The following is a 23,732-nucleotide window of genomic DNA, read 5'->3' on the forward strand; positions in this document are numbered from 1 at the left end:
AAAAAACACACCACATCCCTTCATACCGATGACATAAGCATGAGTGAACGAAGTAAAAACCAATCGCACTTTACTGCTGGCAAATAGTTTTCACTCACCACATACTGCGTGTTTTGTTTATAGTGGTTCGAGATTTTACGGATGAAAAAGTTACTTCTTATCTCCCTTTTTGCAGCCCCAACTTTTGCTTCAAGCAACATCAACGACAACTTCAGCCACATTGGTTTTGGTTATAAACATACGCGTTATGCGACAGACGCAATGGCGCCCTACTATAACGATAAATACCAAAATGAAGAGTGGAAAAACCTTGGTGGTTTTTACCTAGATATTAAAGCTGAGATTATTGCTGGCGTCTATTTTGAAGGTTATGCTGACGCTACTACACGATTCAGCTCTGATATCGATCAGTGGCAAGCAGGCTTGGGCTTTGCCCCTTACAGAAGTCCATTCTTTAGTATTCCGATGAGCTGCGGCGTGGTGAACTACAGCGCGTCTCGTGACAATACGACAAGCAACTCAGAACTTGCACCATACTGCCAAGTGGGTGTGCGAACACAAATTGCCAACCACTGGAACCTCAGCGTTGATGTACAGCAGCAGATGTTTAAACAATCACGCCAAAGTATCTCTTTTGATAACACCTTCCAATTTGGTCGAGTCTTTGGTTTAGTCGCAGGCCTTGAGCTCGCAAACCGCCATAAAACAGAGATCGGCTACAAATTTGGTATGCAATTTTCATTTTAGCTTTCGTTGTTATAAACCGTACGCATAAAAAAACCCGATGAAAACATCGGGTTTTGGTTACCAATAAAACCTATCTTATCTTAGTTAACTAAGAAAGCATCAGTCCAGCTATGCAGCAACGCCAATATAAAGGTAAGTACGGTATCTTAACAGATCGGCGACCAAACCATTAGTTAAGCCCTATACTTGGGAGTGGCTTCCCTCTAAGTGAAAAAGGTCAGCCTTATTATTATTCGAACCATATGCAACTATTCCGCAAGGCCATTAATTTATAAAATCAATGAGTTAGCAGGCTAGAATAAATACTGTCTAAGAATTATAGTAGCAGTCTAATCGACTATATAAAACAAAATAATTCAGATTAACCGATGCTTTTATCATCACTTAGTTAGTGTGTTATCGCTGCGATAAGTTCCCAACCAGTACCATAAACCAATAAAAAAAACCTACGCTTACTCTTTAAAATACACCCAATATGTTCGCTTCATGCCATCCCTTGCGCCATCAAAGAGACAAACAAGCTGTGAGCACCACCTCCTTTCTGAGTAGCGAAAACATGCTACCATTGCCAATTAAAATACATCGTTCATTACAAAAGGAAGTTGAATGAAGTTCACCTTTTTCTCAGTATTTACATTGCTAACAGTTTGCGCATCTGTTGGTGCTGAAGAAGTCTACAACCCTATTTTCACTGACAATGAATATGCTGATATCGTTATTATCGATGACGACTTTGATGCGTTTTCTGAAGTTAGTATGATCGAAGATGACTACCCAGAAACTATTTTTATTAAAGATGACGGCATACTTATCGATTGCAGCGTTATAGAGGATGAGTGCATTGTGTATGAGTGAGCATGTCAACAAAGCCATGCTAAATGAAGATTTTTGAAAATAAATAATGGTGTATTAATAAGAGTGCCGAGACCTGCTATGAAGGTGAGCTACAACAAGTATTATCGCCACTGTTTTTCCAAAACAAAAAACCCGCTAGATAGCGGGTTTTTATCTACTGTTTACTGCCTAATTATCCTTTCACGCCACCAGCTGTTAAGCCACCAACAAGGAACTTCTGAGCCATCAAGAACACAAGGGTAATTGGGAGCGCAGAAAGTACTGCTGCTGCTGCAAAGTCACCCCACAGGTAGTTCTGAGGGTACAAATATTGCTGCATACCAACGGCAAGAGTGTAAGAACCCACATCACGTAGTAGCAGTGATGCAACCGGTACTTCTGTTACCGCTGCGATGAACGACAGAATGAATACAACAGCAAGAATTGGCACAGACAATGGTAATAGAACCATGCGGAATGCTTGCCACGGTGTTGCGCCATCCAAAGCGGCCGCTTCTTCTAATGAGCTATCGATAGACTCGAAGTACCCTTTGATTGTCCATACGTGTAGCGCTATACCGCCCATGTAAGCAAATACAACACCACCATGTGTATTCATACCAAGGAACGGAACGTAAGCACCTAAACGGTCAAACAATGCGTACAGTGCGACAAGCGCCAGTACTGCTGGGAACATTTGGAAAATAAGCATTGCACGAAGAATCAATGTTTTTCCTACAAACTTCATACGCGCGAAAGCATAAGCACAGGTTGTTGACAGTGTTACGATACCAATCGCTGTTAGGCCAGCGACTTTTACCGAGTTCCACAGCCAAGTCAGTACAGGGAACGGTGGTGGTGTCACAGTGCCATCTGCATGCTCAACTGTAATACCTAATGCCAATTTCCAGTGTTCTAACGATGGGTTACTTGGAATTAACTCACCTGAAGCATAGTTACCTTCACGGAATGAAATCGCGATAACCATTAGCAGCGGAAACATCATAATGCCAAGGAAGATCCACATGCCAATGTGCGTTGCCCACAATCTGTATTTCAATGATTTCGGTTGAACCATAGCCATATTCTGTATCCCTTACTCAGATTCAAGCTTAGTGAATTTCATGTTCAGTAACGACAGACCACCAACCAATAAGAAGATGATTGTAGCGATTGCACCTGCTAAACCAAAGTCTTGACCACCAGCGCCTTCAAACGCAATACGGTAGGTGTAACTTACTAGCAAGTCGGTATGACCAGCAGGCACACTGGTACCAATCATATCTGGCGCACCGTTGGTCAATAACTGAATCAATACGAAGTTGTTAAAGTTAAACGCGAAGCTAGCAATCAACAGCGGGATCATCGGTTTAACAAGCAATGGCATTGTAATATTAAAGAAATTATCAATCGGACCTGCACCATCCATTGCGGATGCTTCATACAAATCTTCTGGAATTGCCTTTAGTAGACCCATAGCTAGGATCATCATGTACGGATAACCCAACCAAGTGTTCACAATGATAATCATGGTTTTCGCTAAGAACGGGTCGGTAAACCATGCTGGGCTTAATCCAAATAGCCCTTCTAATACTTGGTTTATTTCACCAAAACTTTGGTTAAACAAACCTTTGAATATCAATATTGAAATAAAGGCTGGTACAGCATAAGGCAAAATCAGTAATACACGATAAACACCACGGCCTTTTAATGCTTCCCAAGAAACAATTTGAGCAAGCACTACACCCACAGCAAGTGTCAGTATCACTGTCAACGCCGAGAATAAAATTGTCCAAATAAAGATTTTAAAGAATGGGCCTTGGATACCTGGGTCGGTGAATATACGGGTAAAGTTATCCATACCAATATTAACAATGAAACCCGGTGATAGCGCTTCACCAACGAACTCACCATTTGCATCAATTTGTTGATAATGACCAATATCCCAATTAGGTTTTAATGTGATGTTCTCACGTTGGTTAACCAGTGTTTCGCCATCATCTTGTAACAGATAGAGAGGGGTAATTTCAGCGAAGGTACGCAAGCCAGACATTTTAAGCTCTGAACCTTCAGCGGTTGCTAATGTAATCTCAGAAAGTGCAGCCCTGTTACTAATAACCGTTTTCAGCGGCGCTTTCTTACCTTCTGGTACTTCACTAGGAGCCAATAAAACATCGTCTGTAGGCAACTGAGCAAGGTCAATATCGCCCGTCACATACCACTGGCCATCATCTTCAACCGCAATGCTGTATTTGCCATCTTGCTCATACATAGTGAACTTGTAACTGTCACCACTTTGGAAGCTTTGTTGAAGTAATACACTCTGAGCACGATCAAAATTGAGTTGGTTAGTACCACTGTAGTTAGTAAATGCTAACCCAATGGTATAAAGCAAAGGGAAAATAATAAATAAAATCATCCCAGCCACACCCGGGAAAATATAACGGTGGGCATAGGTTTCTTTACGCGCAAAAACATATACGCCTAGCGCGGTAACAAAAAGTGTTAATAATGCAAAAGCGTATTCGCTGCGAGCATACATTAGAATCGTGGCGTAGCCGTTGATTAGACTGACTAATCCTAACGAGGCCCACTTCAACCATTTTTTATGGTCAAGGCTAGTTTTTTTTGAATTTTCCATATCGGAAGCGTCTATCGCCATGTCGGCAGTTTGATGAGACTGCATTAGTGATCCTCACAGTACTTCTTTCGAGGGGAAGCACGCTTCCCCTCGGGATGGGTGGTGTTACTTGGTAATACGTTCTGCAACAGTATTTAGTGCGTCATCAACAGATTGACGACCCGTTACTACGTTACCGATAGCCGCTTTTTCTGCGTACCAGAATGCTGACATTTGAGGAATGTTCGGCATGATTTCACCATTCATCGCATTGTCCATTGTTGCGGCAATACGTGCATCTTCGCTTAGCTCAGATTGGAATGATTTCAAGGCAACAGCACCGAGTGGCGTGTCGTCATTTACTTTACGTAAACCATCGTTAGTTAGCAGGTAGTTTTCAATAAACTCGACAGCTAAATCTTGGTTAGGTGATGCAGTACTGATACCCGCGGTTAGTACACCAACGAAAGGCTTAGAAGGGTTACCATTTAGTTTAGGTAGAACAGCGACACCATAGTCGATACCCGCTTTATCAATGTTGCCCCAAGACCAAGGGCCATTGATAGTCATTGCCACTTCGCCTTTGTTAAAGCCAGATTCTGCAATTGAGTAATCAACGTCTGGTGCAATCACACCGCCATCAACCAGTTTTTTCACGAAGGTCATCGCGCGTTTTGCGCCATCGTTGTTCACACCCACATCTTTTGCATCGTAGCCGTTAGCTGTGAATTTGAATGCGTAACCGCCATCAGCCGCAAGTACAGGCCATGTGAAGAAGGGTTCTTGTAGGTTCCACATGATGGCTTTCTTACCATCTTTTTGTAGTTCCTTATCAAGCGCAGCCATTTCTTCCCAGTTTTTAGGTGGCGTTTTGATCAAGGCTTTGTTGTAAATAAGAGAAAGAGCTTCTACTGCAACAGGGTAACCAACGTATTGACCGTTGTAAGAAACAGCATCCCATGTGAAATCAACAAACTTCTTCTTAAAGTTAGCTGATGGCTTCACTTCTGCTAAAAGACCCGCTTGTGCATAACCACCAAAGCGATCGTGGGCCCAGAAAATGATATCTGGACCATCGCCAGTAGAAGCTTGCTGTGGGAACTTCTCTTCTAGTTTGTCAGGATGAGAAACAGTCACCTTAATACCTGTTTCTGCTTCAAATTGTTTACCGACTTCAGCTAAACCGTTGTAGCCCTTGTCACCATTGATCCAGATGGTCAATTGACCTTCTTCAATTGCTGCATGCGCATTGATTGAACCAAGAGCAGCTAGGGTACAAAGCGCTACAGTACTGAGGACTTTCTTCATTTTAAACATCCTTCGTGATTGTTATTTTTTATAGGTATGACAGACCTGTTCACACCGTAATTTCAGTCTTCATCTTCCATTACTCACCAGCAAGTCACATCCTCCTATCTACTACGCCCCCGAAGGCTAAGAAGCAAAAGCGTGATCACTGTCGATATGAGTCCGTGACAGAGATCTAATAACCTCTGTTTTTTGTGATAGAAAGCACATGTTATTGGGGTATAAAAAAAACCTCACCCCTTTAGTTTTTAAACTGTGATCTAGGCACTCCTCCCCCTTTGTCACCCTATTTTAATTTCTAGCAAGGAGGATGTTATTGATTGCTATCTTAATGAAAATGGCTCCATACCCAACAGGGTTGTTGAAGATGTTTAACCGCATTGACAGTTATTGTTTTTTGACCGATGTAATTCTGGTGTCGACATACCGCTGGAATTAAATACCACATAGCTTCTTGGGGAAGTAAGCTATGTGAGATTGGTAAGGTAGCGGACTGATAGCCGTTAGGTGAAAGCCGCTACCGTTTTTTCTTCAACATACTCATAAAATTCTTTACCTGTAAGCATATGAATGAATACCATAATGCTTACAGGCGACAACAAAACTTAGAGGAATGGCTCGATGACGAGTGTCACTTTACGAAATGTATGTAAAGCATATGGAGATAACCTGATTTCCAAGAATGTCGATCTCGACATCGCTGAAGGAGAGTTCGTTGTATTCGTTGGGCCATCAGGTTGTGGTAAATCAACGCTACTACGCTGTATTGCTGGCTTAGAAGAGATCACATCAGGTGACCTATTCATTGGTGATAAGCGAATGAATGATGTCCCACCATCTGAACGTGGTGTTGGTATGGTATTCCAATCCTATGCACTGTATCCGCACTTGAATCTTTTTGACAACATGTCATTTGGCATGAAGATCGCCAAAGCCGATAAAGCTGAAACTAAAAAACGCGTTGACCATGCTGCTGATATTCTACAGCTCGGTCACCTGCTAGAGCGTAAGCCAAAAGCCCTTTCTGGTGGCCAACGTCAACGTGTTGCTATCGGCCGTACGCTTGTTGCTCAACCCGATGTATTCCTATTAGATGAACCACTGTCTAACCTAGATGCTGCACTGCGTGTTCAAATGCGTATCGAGCTATCTAAGCTGCACAAACAACTTGGCAGCACCATGATTTACGTTACCCACGACCAAATTGAAGCCATGACAATGGCTGATAAAATCGTCGTGCTTGATGATGGTTTTGTATCGCAAGTGGGTAAACCATTAGAACTCTACCACTACCCTCAAAACCGCTTTGTTGCTGGGTTTATTGGTTCGCCAAAAATGAACTTTATGAGCGTGTTCATTGAACAGGCAGAAAAAGACCGCGTCATGGTACAACTCGCCAATGGAAAAGCGTTCTGGATCCCAGTTGATGGAACAACTGTCACCCGTGGTGAGCGTATGTCACTGGGTATTCGCCCTGAACATTTAGTGCCTTGCGCTGAAGGTGATGCGTGTATCGAAGGTAAAGTACAAGTGGTAGAGAAACTAGGCCATGAAACACAAGTATACCTAAGCCTAAGTGGCGTCGATGCTAACTTCATTTACCGTGAAACCGATACCCTGAACATCGATGCGGGAGATACCTTCGAGATTGGTATCCCAGCTAACCGTTGTCACCTATTCCACAGTGATGGTAAAGCGTGTCAACGTCTGCATAAAGAAGACGGTGTATAACGTTTACTGATTTTTGCTCGCATTTCACCTTATCCCCTGTGGTGCTAGCATGGTTTAGTCTATAGAAAAAAGGCTGGTAGTTTAGTCACTACCAGCCTTTTTGTATCTATTCCATGAATTCACTACACAGACGCTCCTAAGCCAAAAGAACCATTGGGTCATGGATAGAATGGGTCGTCATTATTCACTCTCTGACAGTACTGGTGATTTAAAAGAATCTGGCTTTAATGTAACCACCGAGCAGTCTAACTGATTCAAAATAGATTCTGCGGTATTGCCCATCAGAAAACCGGCAATTCCTTCCCGCGAAAGTGAGCCAAGAATCACTAAATCAATATCACTATTTACGACATACTCAGGTAAAACTTCACGCGTCTCGCCCTCAAGTAATTCAACGTTCGTAGTGATGGCACTATTCTTATAAGGTTCAAGCAAAGACTGTAACCGAGCCATACGATCATCTCGCATACTTTTAGAAAGCAAAGCGATATCAATATCTTCATATCGGTTCCACTTTCTCAAAAAACCCTCTGACTCTAATCGCCAAGCGTGGCAAAGGATCAGCTCTGCGCCAAACACAGAACAAACATCTGACGCTAGTGCTATGATTTTATGATTAAAGTTCTGATAATCTTGATTGGTAAGATCAATCGCAGCAACGACTCGCTGAACTAATGTCGCATTTGTACTGATCGACCAAATTGGTACTTCAGACTTTCTCATCAAATTCAGCGTATTACTCCCTCTCTGACAAGCGACTGTTTTATCAGCACGGTGAGAGTCAATCGCCACCATAGTTGCATTTAATTCTTTGGCCTCCTTAATAATTTCAATATAAGGAACACCAATACGGATCTTGGTATGAAACTTAATATTAGCGTATTGGCTTTTCAATAATTGAGCCTGTTGAGTGAGTGCCTGCTCATAAACCTTTGTCGCTTCATCTAAAATATTAAGTGTGGTACCCGAGTAGCGATAAATTTCTTTAAACTCAGCAAGATCCTCAATCACAGTCAGTAAAGTGACATGTGAAGAACATTGATCAGCGAGCTTCAACGCTTGGTGGAGGGAGTCATTGATGGATTGGTCTGGCACAATGGGGAACAATAGTTGAATACATTTCATACAAGCTCCTGATCGCAATTTATGGTACTGGCATTGCTTGTTAGCCTACCGTGCAGAAATATTTATTAGCATAGATAAACAGTCGCAATAAGTCATTAAACGCAAAGCAGTTGTATGTAACGAAAATAGGAAAGCCCCACCATCACTAATTAAAGCAATAAATGGGGCTTTGATATTAAGCTAAAACAAGCCTCAGCAGTGATTCTTATTCAATACGATTAAGCAGATACTGCGGCTTCTTCTGTTTCATCTAACTCGCGTTGTTTCACTAAGTCGTTAAACTCAATACGTGCAGCTTGTGCTAGCTCAGATGCTTCAATTTTATCTTCTTTCGCTAGCATTGCTTCATTGGTTAAACGATCCAATTCATCAATCAAATCTTGTGGAATAGCATCGTCTTCACTTTCATGAACACCTTTTTCAAGAGCAGCAACACGAATAGCCTTCTTAATTTTCCAGATTGCATTCAAGGCCGCTCTTTCATTCACTGCAGCTTCGATTGCAACATCTTTCAGCTGTTCAAACTTAGAAAGTGCCATGCCTTCTTTAGACCAAGGATCAACATCCGGTAATTCTTCAATGTTAATCACTGGATCTTCATAGCCATCCTGATGCGTTAGATCGAGTGTCGCCGCTTTCACCGCCGATATCATCAACATCACCGCAATCACAAGCAATGGTAAACCACCGACAATCGCCGCCGTTTGTAAGGTTGATAAGCCCCCCATGAACAGCAGAACTGCAGGCATGAATGACAACGCAAATGCCCAGAACAGGCGATTCCAACGTAGTGGGTCTCCTGTTACATTCGTTTGTACAACAGATGCAAGAATATAAGAAATTGAATCAAATGTTGTCGCCGTGAAAATCAAACAAAGCAGCGTAAATACCGCAATCACAAACGTGCTGAATGGCAATTGTTGTAAAATAGAGAAGATCGCTTTATTTGCACCTTCAGTATTTAGGATACCCACAACATCTAGCGCACCAGATAGCTGTAACGATAAGCCATAGTTACCTAAAATCATGAAGAAAAGGAAACAACCCATCGATCCAAAAAAGATCGAACCAGTTACCATTTGCTTGATAGTACGCCCACGTGAAATACGCGTAATAAATAAACCCATACTTGGCGCAAACACTAACCACCAAGCCCAGTAGAAGATTGTCCAATCTTGTGGGAAGTGAGTATTTTCAAATGAGCCATAACCACCAAAAGGTTCAGCCCATGTCGCCATCACAAAGAAATTAGACAGCATGCGGCCTAATGAATCTAAGCCTGTTTCCAACATGAAAATGGTTGGGCCAGCAATAAGAATAAACGCAAGTAAGCCGATCGCACCCCAAAAGTTAATGTTACTCAGTAACTTAATACCTTTTTCCATACCAGCATAAGCAGAGTAACCAAAAATTGCGGTACAAACGAAGAGTACACCAATCTGTGTCATCATCGTTTTTGGTATACCAAATAAGTAGTTCACACCTTCGGTAATCAAAGGGGCTGCTAAGCCTAGGGTAGTTGCACCACCACCTAACAAACCAAAAATGAACAATACATCAATAACTTTACCAATCCAGCCATGGCTACGTGCTTCACCAAGCACAGGCATCAGTGCTGCAGAAACTTTCAGTACAGGCTGCTTACGTACATAGAAGAAGTAAGCCATTGGAATCGCAGGTACTAAATAAATAGACCAAGCAATCGGACCCCAGTGGAAAATACCGTAAGTAGCCGCCCAACGAACGGCTTCTTCACTGCCCGCTTCTAACTGAAACGGGGGATTTTGATAGTAATACGCCCATTCAATTGCGCCCCAGAATAAAATACTGGCCCCGATACCACCACAGAAAAGCATGGCAGCCCAAGACGCAGTTTTAAATTCGGGTTCTTCATCGCTGTCACCCAGTTTAATCTGACCAATATCCGAAAAAACGATATAAATCATAAAGAAGAAAGATGCAAGACCAAGACCTAAATATAAGAAACCTAGCTTATCTGTCATGAATGTTTTAGCAACGCTAATCCATTCTGCACCTTCAGTTGGAAAAATAAGTAGTGGTAGCACAACCGCTATCAGCATGCCTAACGCACCGAAAAAAGTGGGTTTATCTATTAGCTCAAAGTGTTTATTACGAGTATTCACTGTGTCTCCTTACAGCGATGAATCCAATCTGGATACCGCGATAATCAAGACTTCTCACTACGATGACAAACGAACTATTTTATCGTGTTCATTAATAATTTTATTTAATCTTTTATATGGCAACAAACATCAAAAAAAAACTTTAATAAGTATTGCGTACGATTTATAAAACCTCTTTTTACTTTCTTTTATGCACAGGAAAAAAGCCTCAAAGTGGCATAAACTGATCATGAAAATCCATTTATTTATGTAGATGAAAATCATGGGAGGATTTCTAATGCACAATAGAGAGAGACTCGAAGATATCGAACTTCGTATTGCGATGGCATATGAAGAGGGTAACTACCACGAAGCTGCATTACTTGAGCAAAAGCTAACTCACTTTCGTGGTAAAGCAAATCTCTACGAGAGTAATGAGCCATACTCCATTGAAGGGCGTACATTTTTAGATGAATAACAGCGTCCATTTCAACTACATGTAAAACACTAAACGCCTTCGGCCCTTTTATACGAAGTGACAAGGGCTTTTATACGCAGTGCCAAAGGCGTTTGTGATTTTGAATAGTGAAAGAAAGCGAAGTAAAAGCGGTCTGTTTTTCTGAGTCACTTCATCCGAGGATTCAGTATGTTTATCAAAACCGCACTTGCAGTGCTGACATTAGCTTGCAGTTTTATAGCCGAAGCAGACTTACAGAATATAGGTCATTTTAATGCTAATGGTATCTACCAGCCCGGCTACACCAACTACAACCACGCCCGTGAAAGATCGACGGATACCGCAAGCAAACCGCTATCCATTAACCACCAAGCGAGAACAGGTGCCATAGAACCCAACTATGTGAACTACCCGATAGATACACGCACACATCGCACAGCATCGACTGGCGATCAACTCTCTAAAATTGGGAATTATAAAAATGGTATTTATGAGCCTGGTTATTTGAATCATCAACACATCAGAAATTAAATTCAATTAAAGGCATTTGTTTTCATACCCAAATGCCTTTTTAATATTCAGCAGCCTGCATTCAGTTATGAGTATAAAACCGTGACCAAAATCTTATTATCAACACTAAATAGAAAATAGATTGTGAATTGATCACAGTTATAATTTCACGTTATTCATTAACAAACACTGTCTTGTCACAATTTTTATTCATAATAAAAAGCAAAACGTTTAATAAGCCTCACTCATCCCCCTAGGGCATTACTTATTACGTGATTAAGTTCAAATTAATTACATGACGACGATCACACCTTTTTTATTAAAGTGATCTTCAACACATAAAATTCGCCATTTAGCTCAATTTTCCTTTATGAAATAACAAAGTGTGACCTACGCACTCCTCCTCCCTACTCCTCCTAAAATTAATATCAAGGAGGAGGATGCTGTTAATTAACAGCAAGAGCACAATGAGTTCATCCAAATACGGATAAGAGTTTTATTGCTGAGTTCACTCTTTTTCTCACATGCACATTTGAGATTTGACCAAACGGTCGGCGGGAGGAAAACCCTGATTCCCGCCAATTCTTTGCAAAGCTTTATTGTCATAAGCAATGGCTTTGCAAAGAACTATAAAAAGGGCGGTTTCATCAGCCTAATTGTTATAACGGAAAAACAACAAGAACATAATGTTTCACTTAAGGAGTTACAAATGAAGATGAGCAAAATCTGCCTAACAGCAGCTGCTGTCTCTGCAGCTTTAGTATCAGCATCTGCAATGGCATCTGATGGCGTTGATTTCCATGGTTACATGCGTGCTGGTGCAGGTATCAGCGGCGACAATGGCGGCATGATCTCTGAAGCGAAAAACGGTATCGGTCGTTTAGGTAACGAAAATGACGCTTACGGTGAAATCGGTTTAGGTAAAGAAGTTTACAACCAAGACGGTAAGTCATTCTACCTAGATTCAATGCTTGCAGGCGGTTCAACTTCAGACAAGCTATGGAGTGGTCAAAACCCACAAATCGTTCAATTTAACGCACAAGCGAAAGGCCTAATTGAGTCTGACGCTGATGCCGTTATCTGGGCTGGTAAGCGTTACTACCAACGTCACGACATCCACATCACAGATTTCTACTACTGGAACACATCTGGTGCTGGTGGTGGTGTTGAAAACCTAACTGCAGGCCCAGGTAAACTATCTCTTGCTTGGATCCGTGATGACGTAGATGTTAAGACTATCGGTGAAAAAACAGAGCTTAAAGTAAACCCTGATGGCACTGTTAAAGAAGTTAAAACACCAGCTCAAGAAACTGCTTCTGTTAACAACAACATCATAGATGTTCGTTACGCAGGCCTAGGTCTTTGGGAAAATGGTTCACTAGAACTGGGTGTGAATGCATTCATTCCTAACGAAACCAAATCTCAAAGCGATTCAGACCTTAAGTCTAAAAGCAGCTACATGTTCACGGCTGAGTTAACTCAAGGTGACCTATTTGGTGGCTTCAACAAAACTGTTCTTCAATACGGTACTAACGGTAGTGCAGAACAAATGACGACTTACGGCGCAGGTATGGGTGTGAAAGCCGTTACTAACGCTGACCAAGGTTACCGCTTGATCAACTGGGGTGTTGCTGCACCATCAGAGAAAATTGAAATCGGCCACCAGCTAATGTACGCAAACACTAGCTTCAAAGAAAACCAAGATGACCACAGCGTGTACAGCATTGTTGTTCGCCCTATGTACAAGTGGAACGACACTATGCGTACCATCGTAGAAGCGGGTTACACCGCTGAGAAAAACGGTGATCTACGCGATGGTAATGCAATCACTAGCGATTACCTACCAAACACTGAAACTGGTGATAAAGCACTGAGCAAGTTCACTGTTGCACAGGCATGGTCTGCGGGCTCTAGCTTCTGGGCACGTCCTGAAATCCGTGTATTTGCAAGCTACATCACAGATCACGAAAACGACAATGCATTCGGCGACAGCAAATCTGAATACAATGTTGGTATCCAAGCTGAAGCTTGGTGGTAAGCACTGCGCTCACCCAATAAGTTAATGTATCAGCCAGTCTCAATGACTGGCTGTATTTGGTTTAGCCTATCGCTATTTTCTTAGTAGATTAAACCAAATACAGCTCATAAAAAGGTGGAAGACATAATGAAAAAAACACTCTCCATGCTCATCGTTGCCGCGTTACTCGGTGGTTGTGTCACAAACACTGAAACCGTCACTACCCAAGCGCCAACCAATGCTGTGAACACCGTCAATACATCATTAGCGAACCTACAATGGCTCCCTCTTAGTGCCCCAAGCAGCAGTAAATTCACTATTGATGCTAATAGCCAAAAATTGGTTGATAACATCAGTGCGGGAAACATCGCCGCCTTTACTTTACCAGCTGACCAAGGGGCCTTAACCATTAAACTGGATAGCTTCGCTAAAAAAACAGTTTATGCCCCTGTCGTGTCTGTTTATAACGAAAAAAATGCACTGATCGCGACCATTCCTGCAGAAAACTTCAATTATGTACCTGCAGCCATGTTAATGGATGATCACCTATCTGGCGCAATCACTTTCATGCCGCCAAAAGACACCAAAGAAATACGTGTTTTGATTTCAACTACACGCGATGCACTGACAGAAACAACAACCTTATTGCACCCAGCCAAAGCCTCCGCCATTGCCCGTAATACCCAGCCGCCCGCAATTGCAGATCCAATCGCAACTCACACCGATATGGGTCGACTCGAATTGACAGTGATGACAGTCGCAGATGACAAGCAATATCAAGCTGAACGCACTGACTATGCACCAAGCCCTGAAGAAAGATCATCTTACTACTTGAATTCCATTGAGAATGCTGTAAATAATGGTGATCTTAATAAAGCTATGAAACTACTTGATGAAGCAGAAAAACTGGGGATTGCCGATGCACGACCAACCTTCATCAACGCCGTTGAAGCTAAGAAATAATGACAATCAGGACATTTATTCAATTACCATTATAAATATTTTGCAGTTTTCTGCTGATTATTGGTTTGAATAGACAAAGGCTGCCTTGGCAGCCTTTATTGCGTATTGAGGATCCCATGGACTGGCAAGTAACCAAAGGCACCGCAGCCCCACTTGGTGCAACTATCACAGCGACAGGGTGTAATTTTGCAATTCACGCCCCACATGCAAAAGGGCTCACTCTTGTTATTTTTGATGACAAAAATGATCATCACTCTATTGCGCTACATAAAAATCATAGCCATATCTATTCAGCCCATGTCAGCGGTATTCAAGCAGGTACTCGCTACGCTTATAGTGTTGTATCATCGAAAAAAACACAGTGGCTGATCGACCCTTATGCTTATAAGCTGGGTCTAAATCCACTGTCAGAAACAGTACCCGTCGCGATTACTGTGCAACATGCATTTGATTGGCAAAGCACAGAAAAACCACATATCGAGCAGGCTAATACGCTTGTCTACGAACTGCATGTCAAAGGCTTTACCCAGCTCCACCCCGATATTCCTACGGAACTTCAGGGTAAATACCTTGGCCTTTGTCACCCTGCATGTATTGAACATTTTAAATCGTTAGGTATCACAACTCTTCAGCTGATGCCTATCGCAACCAGCTTAGATGAAGAACATCTTCACGATAAAAAACTCACGAATTTTTGGGGCTATAACCCACTCAGCTGGTTTGCTCCGGACAAAAAATTTGCAGTTTGTGACCCGGTTACTGAACTAAAAACCATGGTACGTACCCTGCATCAGCATGGTATAGAAGTGATTTTAGACGTTGTTTATAACCACACAGCCGAAAGTGGTGATGGCGGGTTAATCTTTAACTTTAAGCAACTGGCGCCAAAAACCTACCTAATGAATGGCCAAGGCCAATTTGAGAATTACTCAGGCTGCGGCAATACCGTTGATCTTAACTACCCACCCGCGCTAAGAACCGTGATGGACTCTTTGCGTCATTGGGTTGAAGAATATCAAATTGATGGCTTTCGTTTTGATTTAGCGGCAACTTTAGGTCGCCGAGGGCCTCTGTTCGATCGCAGAGCTGCCTTTTTCCAAAGTATCCACCAAGATCCCGCCTTGCAGTCCACCAAACTCATTGCTGAACCGTGGGATATTGGCCCAAATGGTTATCAACTGGGTGGCTTCCCAATGCGCTGGAATGAGTGCAATGATAAATTCCGCGACATAACGCGGAGCTTTTGGAACCACAAATCAAGCTTGGGTGATTTTGCCACCCGCTTAATGGGATCTCGTGACTTGTTTAGCGCCTCAAAATGGCCCGATAAACTCAGTGTTAATTACATTAGTTACCACGATGGTTTTACTTTGCAAGACCTGGTGTCTTATAACAACAAACACAACGAAGCGAACAAAGAAAATAACCGAGATGGTCATGGTGATAATCGCTCCTTTAACCACGGTGTCGAAGGACCTACCGATACAGCAACCATTGTTACACTACGAGAAAGACAGAAGCGTAACCTGATCACTAGCTTATTATTTAGCTTTGGTATCCCGCACCTACTGGCTGTTGATAGCCTATCACATACCCAAAAAGGCAATAACAATGCCTACTGCCAAGACTCAGACATTAGCTGGGCAAACTGGCAATTAGACAATGAGCAAGCCCGTTTCTATCAGTGGCTACAGCAAATTATTACTGCCCGCAGTAAATACATGGTGCCTTTTATTGAAGGATTTTCTGGGGAGAGCCGGGGTGAGCACCGCATTAACTGGATGAAGCCCAATAGCCAACGCTTAAACGTAGATGACTGGCATCAGCATTCGCCAATCATTTTACATTTGGGGTTATATCACTGCGGTTCTGAATTACTGTATCTGATCAATCCAGACAAAATCCCAACGCGCTTTCGTCTACCAAAAGGCAGCCCGTGGGAGATTATTTGTGATACATCAGATCTAAATCCAAGTCAGCCAACAGTGTGTACCACTTACATGCAGTCTGCACATTCAATGACAATTCTGCACCGAAGATAAGTATTCCTACATTATAAATACCAAACAAAACGCCCGCTCTGATTACCAGAACGGGCGTTTACTTATCAACTTTATAGTTTGGTGCTAAACCCTGTGTACAAAATAGCAATACAACTTAGTTCTGCAATTCTAATCAGACAACAAAAGCCGCGACTTTATCATTCAAATCTGATGCTTGGCTGCTTAATCTTTGTGCTTGTCCACGAGATGATTGTGCATCCACCGCGAGCTGATCAGTCACATCTTTGATCGTCGTAGTATTTTGCGTAATCTCATCGGTTACGTGCGTTTGCTCTTCAGCAGCGGTCGCAATCTGAGTCGCCATATCACTAATCAATGCCACAGAACTACTGATCTGATCCAGTGCTGCCGTCGCCTGATCGGCATCATCTACCGAACATTGCGCAAGCTGCGTACTGGTTTCCATCAAACCGACCGCTTTCGACGTTGTTGTTTGCAGTGTGGCAATCATGCTTTGAATTTCTTCAGTCGAAGTATGCGTACGCTGAGAAAGTACACGTACTTCATCTGCAACAACTGCAAAGCCACGACCCTGTTCACCCGCACGCGCCGCCTCTATCGCCGCATTCAATGCCAGCAGGTTCGTTTGCTCTGCAATACCTTGAATCGTCGATAGAATACTATTGATGCCTTGTGCATGGCTGTTTAACTCACCAATCACTTGAGTCGCTTCATTCACTTCCGTTGCAAGGTTATTAATAGATGCACGGCTTTGTGTCACAAGTGCATGACCACTGCTGGTATGGGAAGTTGAATCTTGTGCCGCCCGCGCAGTTTGCTCTGCATGAGAAGCGATCTCTTGGGTCGCAGAGGCCATTTCGGTGACAGCTGTCGCAACAAGAGTGATTTCATCTTGCTGACGGTTTAATTCAAGCGCCGATTGTTCAGCACGTCTTTCGGCTTCTGCAGATGTTTGATTTAGCTCTACACCTTGCGCACGAATATGGCTAATCAAGGTCTGAAGGCTAGCCACAAAGCGGTTAAAGTTGCGGGCAAGGTCACCCACTTCATCTTTAGTATCAATATCAATTCGCTGTGTTAAATCTCCGCCGCCTTGTGCTATTAGCGCAAGAGCATCCGAGACTTGCTGTAGTGGCTTGAACAAATAAGCGCATAGCATATTAAATAAGAACACACAGACAATAACAGCTAATAGTGTGGTAAATAGCTGCTCATACAAGGAAGTATAAAGTGGCGAAACAACCGAATCGTAATCAATCACTATCACGGTATTAAGGTTAGTACCTTGAATCGGCGCCACAAAAACATAACTCTCATTGCCAGTAATGTCTTGCTGAGAAACCTTACCAGTACGGGCAAGACGCTGTAATAAATCAAAGGTTAAATCATGGTCTTTAGCATTCACTGGCTTATTAAGTAAAGAGGTATCAGCATGCGCAAAAATATTGCCTTTATCGTTGGCAATAAACATATAACCTTTACCCGGTAAGATAACCTCATCGAGCTGCTTAATAATATCAACCATCTCAACATCGGCCCCCAATACAGCCTGCTGTCCAAAGATATTGATCGCCTTGCCCATAGATACAACACTCGCACCTGTCGCTGCTGCAACTGTTGGGTTTTCGACAGTAACTTTACCGTTTAGCTTGATCGCATTTTGAAACCAACCCCACTGGCGAGGATCATCATTTCCTGGTGGTAAAGCCACCTTATTTGCGTTGTCTTGCGAACCATCGCTATACGCAAGGAAGACATTGTCAAACTTGCCAGAATCACGAACTTGCTCTAGATGCTGTTGTGTCGAATTTGGTGAAATAGCTGTTGGCATTGCTGATAACGCCGTTCCCTTTGCATCTAACCAATCAATTACATAATGGTTATATGCCGACGCAACCCCTTTTAAGCGCGTACTTAAATCTTGATCTAATCGCCCCAAAGAAGAAACAAAAGATAAGGCTGTTACTACTAATCCGCCTAAAATAATGGCAATACTTGCCGACATTGCCAGTTTTTGCCTAAGTGTTAAATTCATTATGTTTAACCTTAACGTTATAATTGTGTGTGAATACTTTAAATAAACAATCAAAACCTGTATTTTTTTCACAGGTTGAAATAAATACAATTATTACATTTTAAGTACAAAAAATAAATCGCCAAAGGAATAAGTGAAATATCCAATACCACATGCGACATTTATACGCACCACTTATGTATTGGAGGTATGCAGGCGCAAAAAAGCCCCCATTACTGGAGGCTTTGGTATATACAATGAAAAACTAGATTTACGGCGAAATAGACTCAGAACTGATTGCAGCTTGGTTACTATCAAGTACATCGCTCATATACATTTCAACGTATCGCTCTGCAGATTCTTGCCAAGAGAACTTACACGCCATTGCATTTTGCTGCATACGTTTAAATTCTTGGGGTTGCTGGCAATACAATAGCAAGCTGCGTTGCAATGTAATTAGCAGTCCTTCCGCTGTTGGTGCGTCAAACATAAAGCCTGTTGCCACTTGTGGCGTCTGATCGTAATCAATCACCGTATCTTTCAAGCCGCCAACACTACGTACAATCGGCAATGTGCCATACGCTAAACTATACATCTGGTTCAAACCACAGGGTTCAAACTCTGACGGCATTAAGAAGAAGTCAGATCCCGCTTCCACACAGTGTGCGAGTGGGTTGCTGTAAGTTTCAACAAATGCGAGTTTTTCAGAGTTTGCTTTTACCAAGTCATGCAGTTGTTCAGCAAGGCGTGGGTCACCAGTGCCAACAATCGCGACCTGCACATCGTGTACAAGGAATTGTTGTAAGATTGGCAGTAAGTAATGAATACCTTTCTGCTCAGTCAAGCGACATACCATACCGTACAAGGGCACATCTTTAACTGGTAAATGGACTTGCTGTTGCAAATCACGCTTACACGCTTTTTTACCGCGCGTCATGCTGATCTTATTCGCTTTGAAATGTTGCTTAATGAATGGATCCGTTTCAGGGTTCCAATCATCGTAATCACAACCGTTCACAATACCGAATAGGTCACTGGCACGTTGATTAAAGTCAAAATCCATCCCATGCGCACCCAATGGAGTGAGTAATTCAGACGCATAGTTTGGACTTACAGCATTGATTTTATTCGCATAAGCAACACCCGCTTTTAACATGCTAATGTGTGCAGCATCCATTTCTAAATGCATATAACGGTGCTGAATAAGCTCTGGGATCAAACTAAATTGATCGTAGTTATATACACCTTTAAATACGGCGTTATGGACAGTTAATACACTCTTTGTCTCAGCAAAGAAATGGCTGCCTGCATAACGAGTGCGTAATAAAAATGGAACTAAACCTGTGTGCCAATCATTACAGTGGATAAAATCAGGCTGGAAGCCCACTTTTTCACATAAATCGAGCGAAGCTGCACTGAAAAATGAAAAGCGTTCACCATTATCAACGTAGGCTTCATTATTTTCAGCATAGAGCTCTGCACGATCAAAATACTGTGGTGCATCAATCGCATATACAGATACATCACCGCTACGTAACGGCATGACCTGATAAGGTACTGCTGTAGGCTGCGAAGCAACCTTCAACTCAGTACTTAGACAAGGTTCAAGCTGTTCGCGCTGTGCAAGAACACGATAATAAGGCATCGCAATGCGCACATCGTGCCCCATCGCTTTCAGTGCCGCAGGTAGAGACTTCGCCACATCGGCAAGCCCTCCTGTTTTCACTAAGCCTTCAACCTCAGAAGATACAAATAAGATTTTTAACGGCTTATTCGTTACCACTTTTTTCTTAGTAACCAATTTTTGCTCCTTTAGGGATAACGACGATTCCTTCGTCTGAAACGTGATATTTCTTACGATCTTCCTCTAGGTTTTCACCTATCACAGTCCCTGGTGCAATCATGACATTTTTATCAATAATTGTGCGGCGGATTGAACAGTTGGCACCAATTTTTACATCACCCAAAAGGATAGATTCTGAAATTGTGCTACAGCAGTCCACATTGGTACGGAAGCCAAGTACTGACTTATGAATGCGCGCACCGCGGATATAGCTGCCTGCTGAAATCATACAGTTATTAATATCAACTTTACATTCTTCGCTATCAAGCACAGTTGCTGGTGGTAGCGGTGGGTAGAAAGTATGCAGTTGCCATTGACGGTTATAAAGCGAGAATGGGGCATCTTCCGACAATAAATCCATGTGTGCCTGCCAGTACGATTCAATCGTACCTACATCACGCCAGTAACCGTTATTTTGTTCGCCAGGGATAACATTGGTGTTGAAGTCGTAAACAAACACCTTACCTTGAGGAACCAGTTTTGGAATGATGTCTTTGCCGAAGTCATGGCTTGAATTTTCATTCTCAGCATCTTCTTCAAGCTCTTTGCACAATACGCCTGTTTCAAAGACGTAGTTACCCATAGACACAAGTGCGTGCTCTGGATCACCAGGGATCGATTTTGGATTAGCTGGTTTTTCTTCAAAACCCACCATGCGCCCTTCTGCATCCACTTCAATTACACCGAATGCGCTTGCTTCATGCAGTGGCATACGGATAGCTGAAACAGTAAGTTGTGCTTCTTTTTCCTTGTGGTAGTCAAGCATTTGCTTTACATCCATTTTATAGATGTGGTCACTACCAAAAATACACACTTGCTCTGGCTCTGCGAGTTCGATAAATCGAATATTTTGATAAATGGCGTCAGCCGTACCGTCATACCAGCGTTTACCCATACGCATCTGAGCAGGAATAGGATCGATGAAACGATCTGTGATACCTGTGATGTTCCAGCCTTTTTTCATATGAACGTAAAGAGACTGAGATTTGAACTGAGTAAGAACGTAGATTTTCATTAAGTCTGCATTAACAAAATTGTTTAACGCAAAATCAACCAGTCGGTAACTGCCACCAAATGGCACTGCAGGTTTTGTACGTGAATCCGTTAACGGACGAAGACGAGATCCTTCTCCGCCTGCCAAAATCATTCCTAAAACGCCAGCCATGGTGTACCTCCGTGTTATTAATTTAAGCAATCGCTGTCATATATATCACACTCTGTAGGTGGTTGAGAATATCCTTGCAGTGAATACTGGTGAATATTTCCCAAAAGTGCGACATTAACTGCCAGTACAAAAAACCAAAAGCAAACGAAAAAACCCGCCATAACACCTTATGATACACTGAAATACCAGCAGTTAAAGCTAAAAATTAAATAAAAAATAGATAATTAATCTAACAAATAAAGAGGAAGTAATTTAATTTTTCTGTAATAATAATTACAACATTACTTAACCGCACAGATACAGAGAAGGCATCATAACCGTAATTATGTGAAGAGTGATGATGAAAACATGACATATTTATTACGCATAAAAGAAACCAGCCGACTTAAAACTTGGGATGTAGTATGAATAATGAGTCATTCGCTATTGTTCAAATCAGTTACAAATAGCAGCCACCGAAAATGGTACTAGATTGTTAATTTACAACATAAAACAAACAACAACTGAAGAGTAATTCAGAAAAGGGATATTGTAGTGGAGTTAATTTGCAATGAAAAATCAGCTATAGGCATACAAAGTAACAACATTTTAGCGCATCGCGTTAGTGTTGTTACTCGTTAAAAGCATGAAAAAACATATGCCAATTTTTGTCGCTAGTCGTGATCAATCGTCATGATTTGTCCCGTATAAAGATCTAGTTCAATCTCAACTTTATTACCTATTTTATTACGTGCTTCCACCTCAATCTCTCTGTCATCTTGCTCGAGCTTGATCTTCCTAAAATCGTAATAGCCTTGGTCTTGCAATATACGTAATGCTTTTTGCACGGTCAGTGCATTACTAGGAGCTGTATGGATAGGATCTGCAATACAAGTAACAGGGGCTATTGCTAATGTTAAAGTCAATAAGCTGGCTGCTATAAACAACTTCATCTTTATATCTCCAAATGTGGTCGCAAGCATCATAACAAAGCTAAACCTCTCTCGAATAGCGATGTATCTGCCACCTCGTGAATCGGATCACACATTCATTTCATTGTGCTCGTTACAGTAGTCTCCTATTGATTAACCATGAAGTTGTTATGTCTACTCATCTAACTGGCGTATTTGACCCTATTCGCTTTCGCCACCATTTACACCGTTATCCCGAGCTTTCATTACAAGAACAAAAGACCGCATCGGTCATTATTGATCAGCTTTTAAAGTTTGGGCTATCCCCTCATACCAATATAGGTGGCTTCGGCATTGTCGTTGACATCAATAGTGGGAATCCAGGAAAGGAAACATTATTACGAGCTGATTTTGATGCCTTGCCAATCAGTGAACAAGCAGAGCATGACCATACATCTCGACATGGAGGCTGTATGCATGCATGTGGCCATGATGGCCATACTGCAAGTTTATTAAGTGTCGCTGAGCATCTCAGCCTGCACCCTCCCGTTAATGGCCGTATTATTTTACTGTTTCAGCCTGCTGAAGAGATTGGGCTTGGCGCAAAAATGATGCTGGCGGATCCAAGGCTGCAACAGTTTAATCCTGACGCCGTCTACGCCTATCATAATTTGCCGGGCTATCCGCTTGGCACTGTGGTCGTCAAAGAAGGGGCATTTGCATGCGCATCCACCGGTGTGAGTATTTCGCTAAAAGGTAAAACATCGCACGCAGCTAAACCTGAAAATGGTCGTAGCCCAGCCACCGCAGTCAGCCGAATTATGGCCTATTTAGAAGATCTTCCAGACAGCATTGAGAATGCATTCTGCTTAGTCACTTTAGTGCACGTCAAAATTGGTAATCCAGGATTTGGTACCTCTCCAGGCAGAGCGGATGTAATGGCAACAATACGCAGCGATAGTGACCATGCACTTGCCAGCATGCAAAAACAGTTACAGGCTTTTGTTGATACACAAGCAATTGAACAGGGATTAACCTCAACCATTGAATGGGTTGAACCTTTCTCTGCAACTCATAACCATCCAGCTTGTACCCAGCAACTGATTTCAGCAGCAAGAGAATTGGGATACCCAATTGAAATCCCATCGAAACCTATGCGATGGTCTGAAGACGTTGGCGAATTTTTAAGCCACTGGCAAGGAACACTATTTTGCCTTGGCAGCGGTGAAACACACCCTGAATTACATAACCCTGATTTTGATTTCCCCGATGAACTTATCGGTATTGCATCTCGCTTATTCATCAAGCTACTAGAAGAACGTCATACCCATTCAGGTAAGTAAGTGTTCATAAAAAAGCGC

At 42.3% G+C, this 23,732-nt stretch carries 18 protein-coding genes; 9 read left to right on the top strand and 9 right to left on the bottom strand.

Annotation, left to right across the window (positions count from 1 at the left end; translation table 11 throughout):
- The first annotated feature begins 141 nt into the window (after positions 1-141).
- Positions 142-747 (top strand): hypothetical protein, encoded by a 606-nt coding sequence (locus OCU87_RS22925; protein WP_094957097.1) that lies wholly within the window; start codon positions 142-144, stop codon positions 745-747.
- 606 nt (positions 748-1,353) lie between these two features.
- On the top strand, positions 1,354-1,602 hold the full coding sequence (locus OCU87_RS22930; protein ID WP_261858611.1) for a hypothetical protein: 249 nt from the start codon (positions 1,354-1,356) through the stop codon (positions 1,600-1,602).
- Between the two features lie 172 nt (positions 1,603-1,774).
- Here OCU87_RS22930 and malG read toward each other — a convergent pair whose 3' ends face one another.
- The 3 genes from malG to malE are packed head-to-tail and all read right to left on the bottom strand — an operon-like array spanning position 1,775 to position 5,509.
- A complete protein-coding gene (gene malG, locus OCU87_RS22935) occupies positions 1,775-2,665 on the bottom strand; it encodes a maltose ABC transporter permease MalG (protein WP_062692501.1) in 891 nt (296 codons plus the stop codon).
- A 12-nt stretch (positions 2,666-2,677) separates the two neighbouring features.
- Positions 2,678-4,267, bottom strand: coding sequence for a maltose ABC transporter permease MalF (malF, locus tag OCU87_RS22940; RefSeq protein WP_390961007.1), 1,590 nt, complete (start codon positions 4,265-4,267; stop codon positions 2,678-2,680).
- 60 nt (positions 4,268-4,327) lie between these two features.
- A complete protein-coding gene (gene malE / locus OCU87_RS22945) occupies positions 4,328-5,509 on the bottom strand; it encodes a maltose/maltodextrin ABC transporter substrate-binding protein MalE (protein ID WP_062692498.1) in 1,182 nt (393 codons plus the stop codon).
- Positions 5,510-6,130: 621 nt separating this feature from the next.
- Here malE and malK point away from each other — a divergent pair.
- Entirely contained in the window at positions 6,131-7,240 is a 1,110-nt protein-coding gene (gene malK / locus OCU87_RS22950) for a maltose/maltodextrin ABC transporter ATP-binding protein MalK (RefSeq protein WP_062692497.1), read from the top strand.
- 180 nt (positions 7,241-7,420) lie between these two features.
- Here malK and OCU87_RS22955 read toward each other — a convergent pair whose 3' ends face one another.
- Entirely contained in the window at positions 7,421-8,365 is a 945-nt protein-coding gene (locus OCU87_RS22955) for a universal stress protein (protein WP_261858612.1), read from the bottom strand.
- A 218-nt stretch (positions 8,366-8,583) separates the two neighbouring features.
- Positions 8,584-10,446, bottom strand: a complete 1,863-nt coding sequence (locus OCU87_RS22960; RefSeq protein WP_261859354.1) for a BCCT family transporter — start codon at positions 10,444-10,446, stop codon at positions 8,584-8,586.
- A gap of 340 nt (positions 10,447-10,786) precedes the next feature.
- On the opposite strand from OCU87_RS22960, the gene OCU87_RS22965 reads away from it, so the two are divergent.
- The 5 genes from OCU87_RS22965 to OCU87_RS22985 all read left to right on the top strand — a co-directional run bounded on the left by OCU87_RS22965 (position 10,787) and on the right by OCU87_RS22985 (position 16,477).
- Entirely contained in the window at positions 10,787-10,966 is a 180-nt protein-coding gene (locus tag OCU87_RS22965; protein WP_261858613.1) for a hypothetical protein, read from the top strand.
- A 168-nt stretch (positions 10,967-11,134) separates the two neighbouring features.
- Entirely contained in the window at positions 11,135-11,476 is a 342-nt protein-coding gene (locus tag OCU87_RS22970; protein WP_261858614.1) for a hypothetical protein, read from the top strand.
- A gap of 694 nt (positions 11,477-12,170) precedes the next feature.
- Complete coding sequence (locus OCU87_RS22975; protein WP_083541050.1) at positions 12,171-13,493, top strand: maltoporin; 1,323 nt, start codon at positions 12,171-12,173, stop codon at positions 13,491-13,493.
- Positions 13,494-13,619: 126 nt separating this feature from the next.
- Positions 13,620-14,435 carry a MalM family protein gene (locus OCU87_RS22980; protein WP_261858615.1) on the top strand — a complete coding sequence of 272 codons (816 nt, stop codon included), beginning with the start codon at positions 13,620-13,622 and terminating at the stop codon, positions 14,433-14,435.
- 116 nt (positions 14,436-14,551) lie between these two features.
- Positions 14,552-16,477 carry a glycogen debranching protein gene (locus OCU87_RS22985; protein WP_261858616.1) on the top strand — a complete coding sequence of 642 codons (1,926 nt, stop codon included), beginning with the start codon at positions 14,552-14,554 and terminating at the stop codon, positions 16,475-16,477.
- Positions 16,478-16,610: 133 nt separating this feature from the next.
- On the opposite strand, the gene OCU87_RS22990 is transcribed toward OCU87_RS22985, so the two are convergent.
- The 4 genes from OCU87_RS22990 to OCU87_RS23005 form a co-directional block, all read right to left on the bottom strand.
- A complete protein-coding gene (locus tag OCU87_RS22990; RefSeq protein ID WP_261858617.1) occupies positions 16,611-18,494 on the bottom strand; it encodes a methyl-accepting chemotaxis protein in 1,884 nt (627 codons plus the stop codon).
- Positions 18,495-18,744: 250 nt separating this feature from the next.
- Positions 18,745-20,274, bottom strand: coding sequence for a glycogen synthase GlgA (gene glgA, locus OCU87_RS22995; RefSeq protein WP_261858618.1), 1,530 nt, complete (start codon positions 20,272-20,274; stop codon positions 18,745-18,747).
- The gene (gene glgC / locus OCU87_RS23000) at positions 20,264-21,481 is read right to left on the bottom strand and encodes a glucose-1-phosphate adenylyltransferase (RefSeq protein WP_062692489.1); all 1,218 of its coding nucleotides are present in this window, start codon (positions 21,479-21,481) and stop codon (positions 20,264-20,266) included. Before glgC ends, glgA begins: the two co-directional genes overlap by 11 nt.
- A 653-nt stretch (positions 21,482-22,134) precedes the next feature.
- Positions 22,135-22,413 (bottom strand): PepSY domain-containing protein, encoded by a 279-nt coding sequence (locus OCU87_RS23005; protein WP_083541049.1) that lies wholly within the window; start codon positions 22,411-22,413, stop codon positions 22,135-22,137.
- A gap of 149 nt (positions 22,414-22,562) precedes the next feature.
- Between OCU87_RS23005 and OCU87_RS23010 the strand changes: the two genes are divergently transcribed.
- Positions 22,563-23,714, top strand: coding sequence for an amidohydrolase (locus OCU87_RS23010; RefSeq protein ID WP_062692488.1), 1,152 nt, complete (start codon positions 22,563-22,565; stop codon positions 23,712-23,714).
- Positions 23,715-23,732 lie beyond the last annotated feature (18 nt).

It is taken from the genome of Photobacterium sanguinicancri (assembly GCF_024346675.1).
In the GTDB taxonomy this organism is placed as follows: Bacteria; Pseudomonadota; Gammaproteobacteria; order Enterobacterales; family Vibrionaceae; genus Photobacterium; species Photobacterium sanguinicancri.

What these genes read in the sequence shown, in the direction of transcription:
- malG (WP_062692501.1), bottom strand. Translation starts at nt 2,665, where the DNA reads ATGGCTATGGTTCAACCGAAATCATTGAAATACAGATTGTGGGCAACG.
- OCU87_RS22980 (WP_261858615.1), top strand. Translation starts at nt 13,620, where the DNA reads ATGAAAAAAACACTCTCCATGCTCATCGTTGCCGCGTTACTCGGTGGT.
- OCU87_RS22975 (WP_083541050.1), top strand. Translation starts at nt 12,171, where the DNA reads ATGAGCAAAATCTGCCTAACAGCAGCTGCTGTCTCTGCAGCTTTAGTA.
- OCU87_RS22985 (WP_261858616.1), top strand. Translation starts at nt 14,552, where the DNA reads ATGGACTGGCAAGTAACCAAAGGCACCGCAGCCCCACTTGGTGCAACT.
- malE (WP_062692498.1), bottom strand. Translation starts at nt 5,509, where the DNA reads ATGAAGAAAGTCCTCAGTACTGTAGCGCTTTGTACCCTAGCTGCTCTT.
- malF (WP_390961007.1), bottom strand. Translation starts at nt 4,267, where the DNA reads ATGCAGTCTCATCAAACTGCCGACATGGCGATAGACGCTTCCGATATG.
- malK (WP_062692497.1), top strand. Translation starts at nt 6,131, where the DNA reads ATGACGAGTGTCACTTTACGAAATGTATGTAAAGCATATGGAGATAAC.
- OCU87_RS22990 (WP_261858617.1), bottom strand. Translation starts at nt 18,494, where the DNA reads ATGAATTTAACACTTAGGCAAAAACTGGCAATGTCGGCAAGTATTGCC.
- OCU87_RS22955 (WP_261858612.1), bottom strand. Translation starts at nt 8,365, where the DNA reads ATGAAATGTATTCAACTATTGTTCCCCATTGTGCCAGACCAATCCATC.
- OCU87_RS22925 (WP_094957097.1), top strand. Translation starts at nt 142, where the DNA reads ATGAAAAAGTTACTTCTTATCTCCCTTTTTGCAGCCCCAACTTTTGCT.
- OCU87_RS22960 (WP_261859354.1), bottom strand. Translation starts at nt 10,446, where the DNA reads ATGCTGATAGCGGTTGTGCTACCACTACTTATTTTTCCAACTGAAGGT.
- OCU87_RS22965 (WP_261858613.1), top strand. Translation starts at nt 10,787, where the DNA reads ATGCACAATAGAGAGAGACTCGAAGATATCGAACTTCGTATTGCGATG.
- OCU87_RS22970 (WP_261858614.1), top strand. Translation starts at nt 11,135, where the DNA reads ATGTTTATCAAAACCGCACTTGCAGTGCTGACATTAGCTTGCAGTTTT.
- OCU87_RS22930 (WP_261858611.1), top strand. Translation starts at nt 1,354, where the DNA reads ATGAAGTTCACCTTTTTCTCAGTATTTACATTGCTAACAGTTTGCGCA.
- OCU87_RS23005 (WP_083541049.1), bottom strand. Translation starts at nt 22,413, where the DNA reads ATGAAGTTGTTTATAGCAGCCAGCTTATTGACTTTAACATTAGCAATA.
- glgC (WP_062692489.1), bottom strand. Translation starts at nt 21,481, where the DNA reads ATGGCTGGCGTTTTAGGAATGATTTTGGCAGGCGGAGAAGGATCTCGT.
- OCU87_RS23010 (WP_062692488.1), top strand. Translation starts at nt 22,563, where the DNA reads ATGTCTACTCATCTAACTGGCGTATTTGACCCTATTCGCTTTCGCCAC.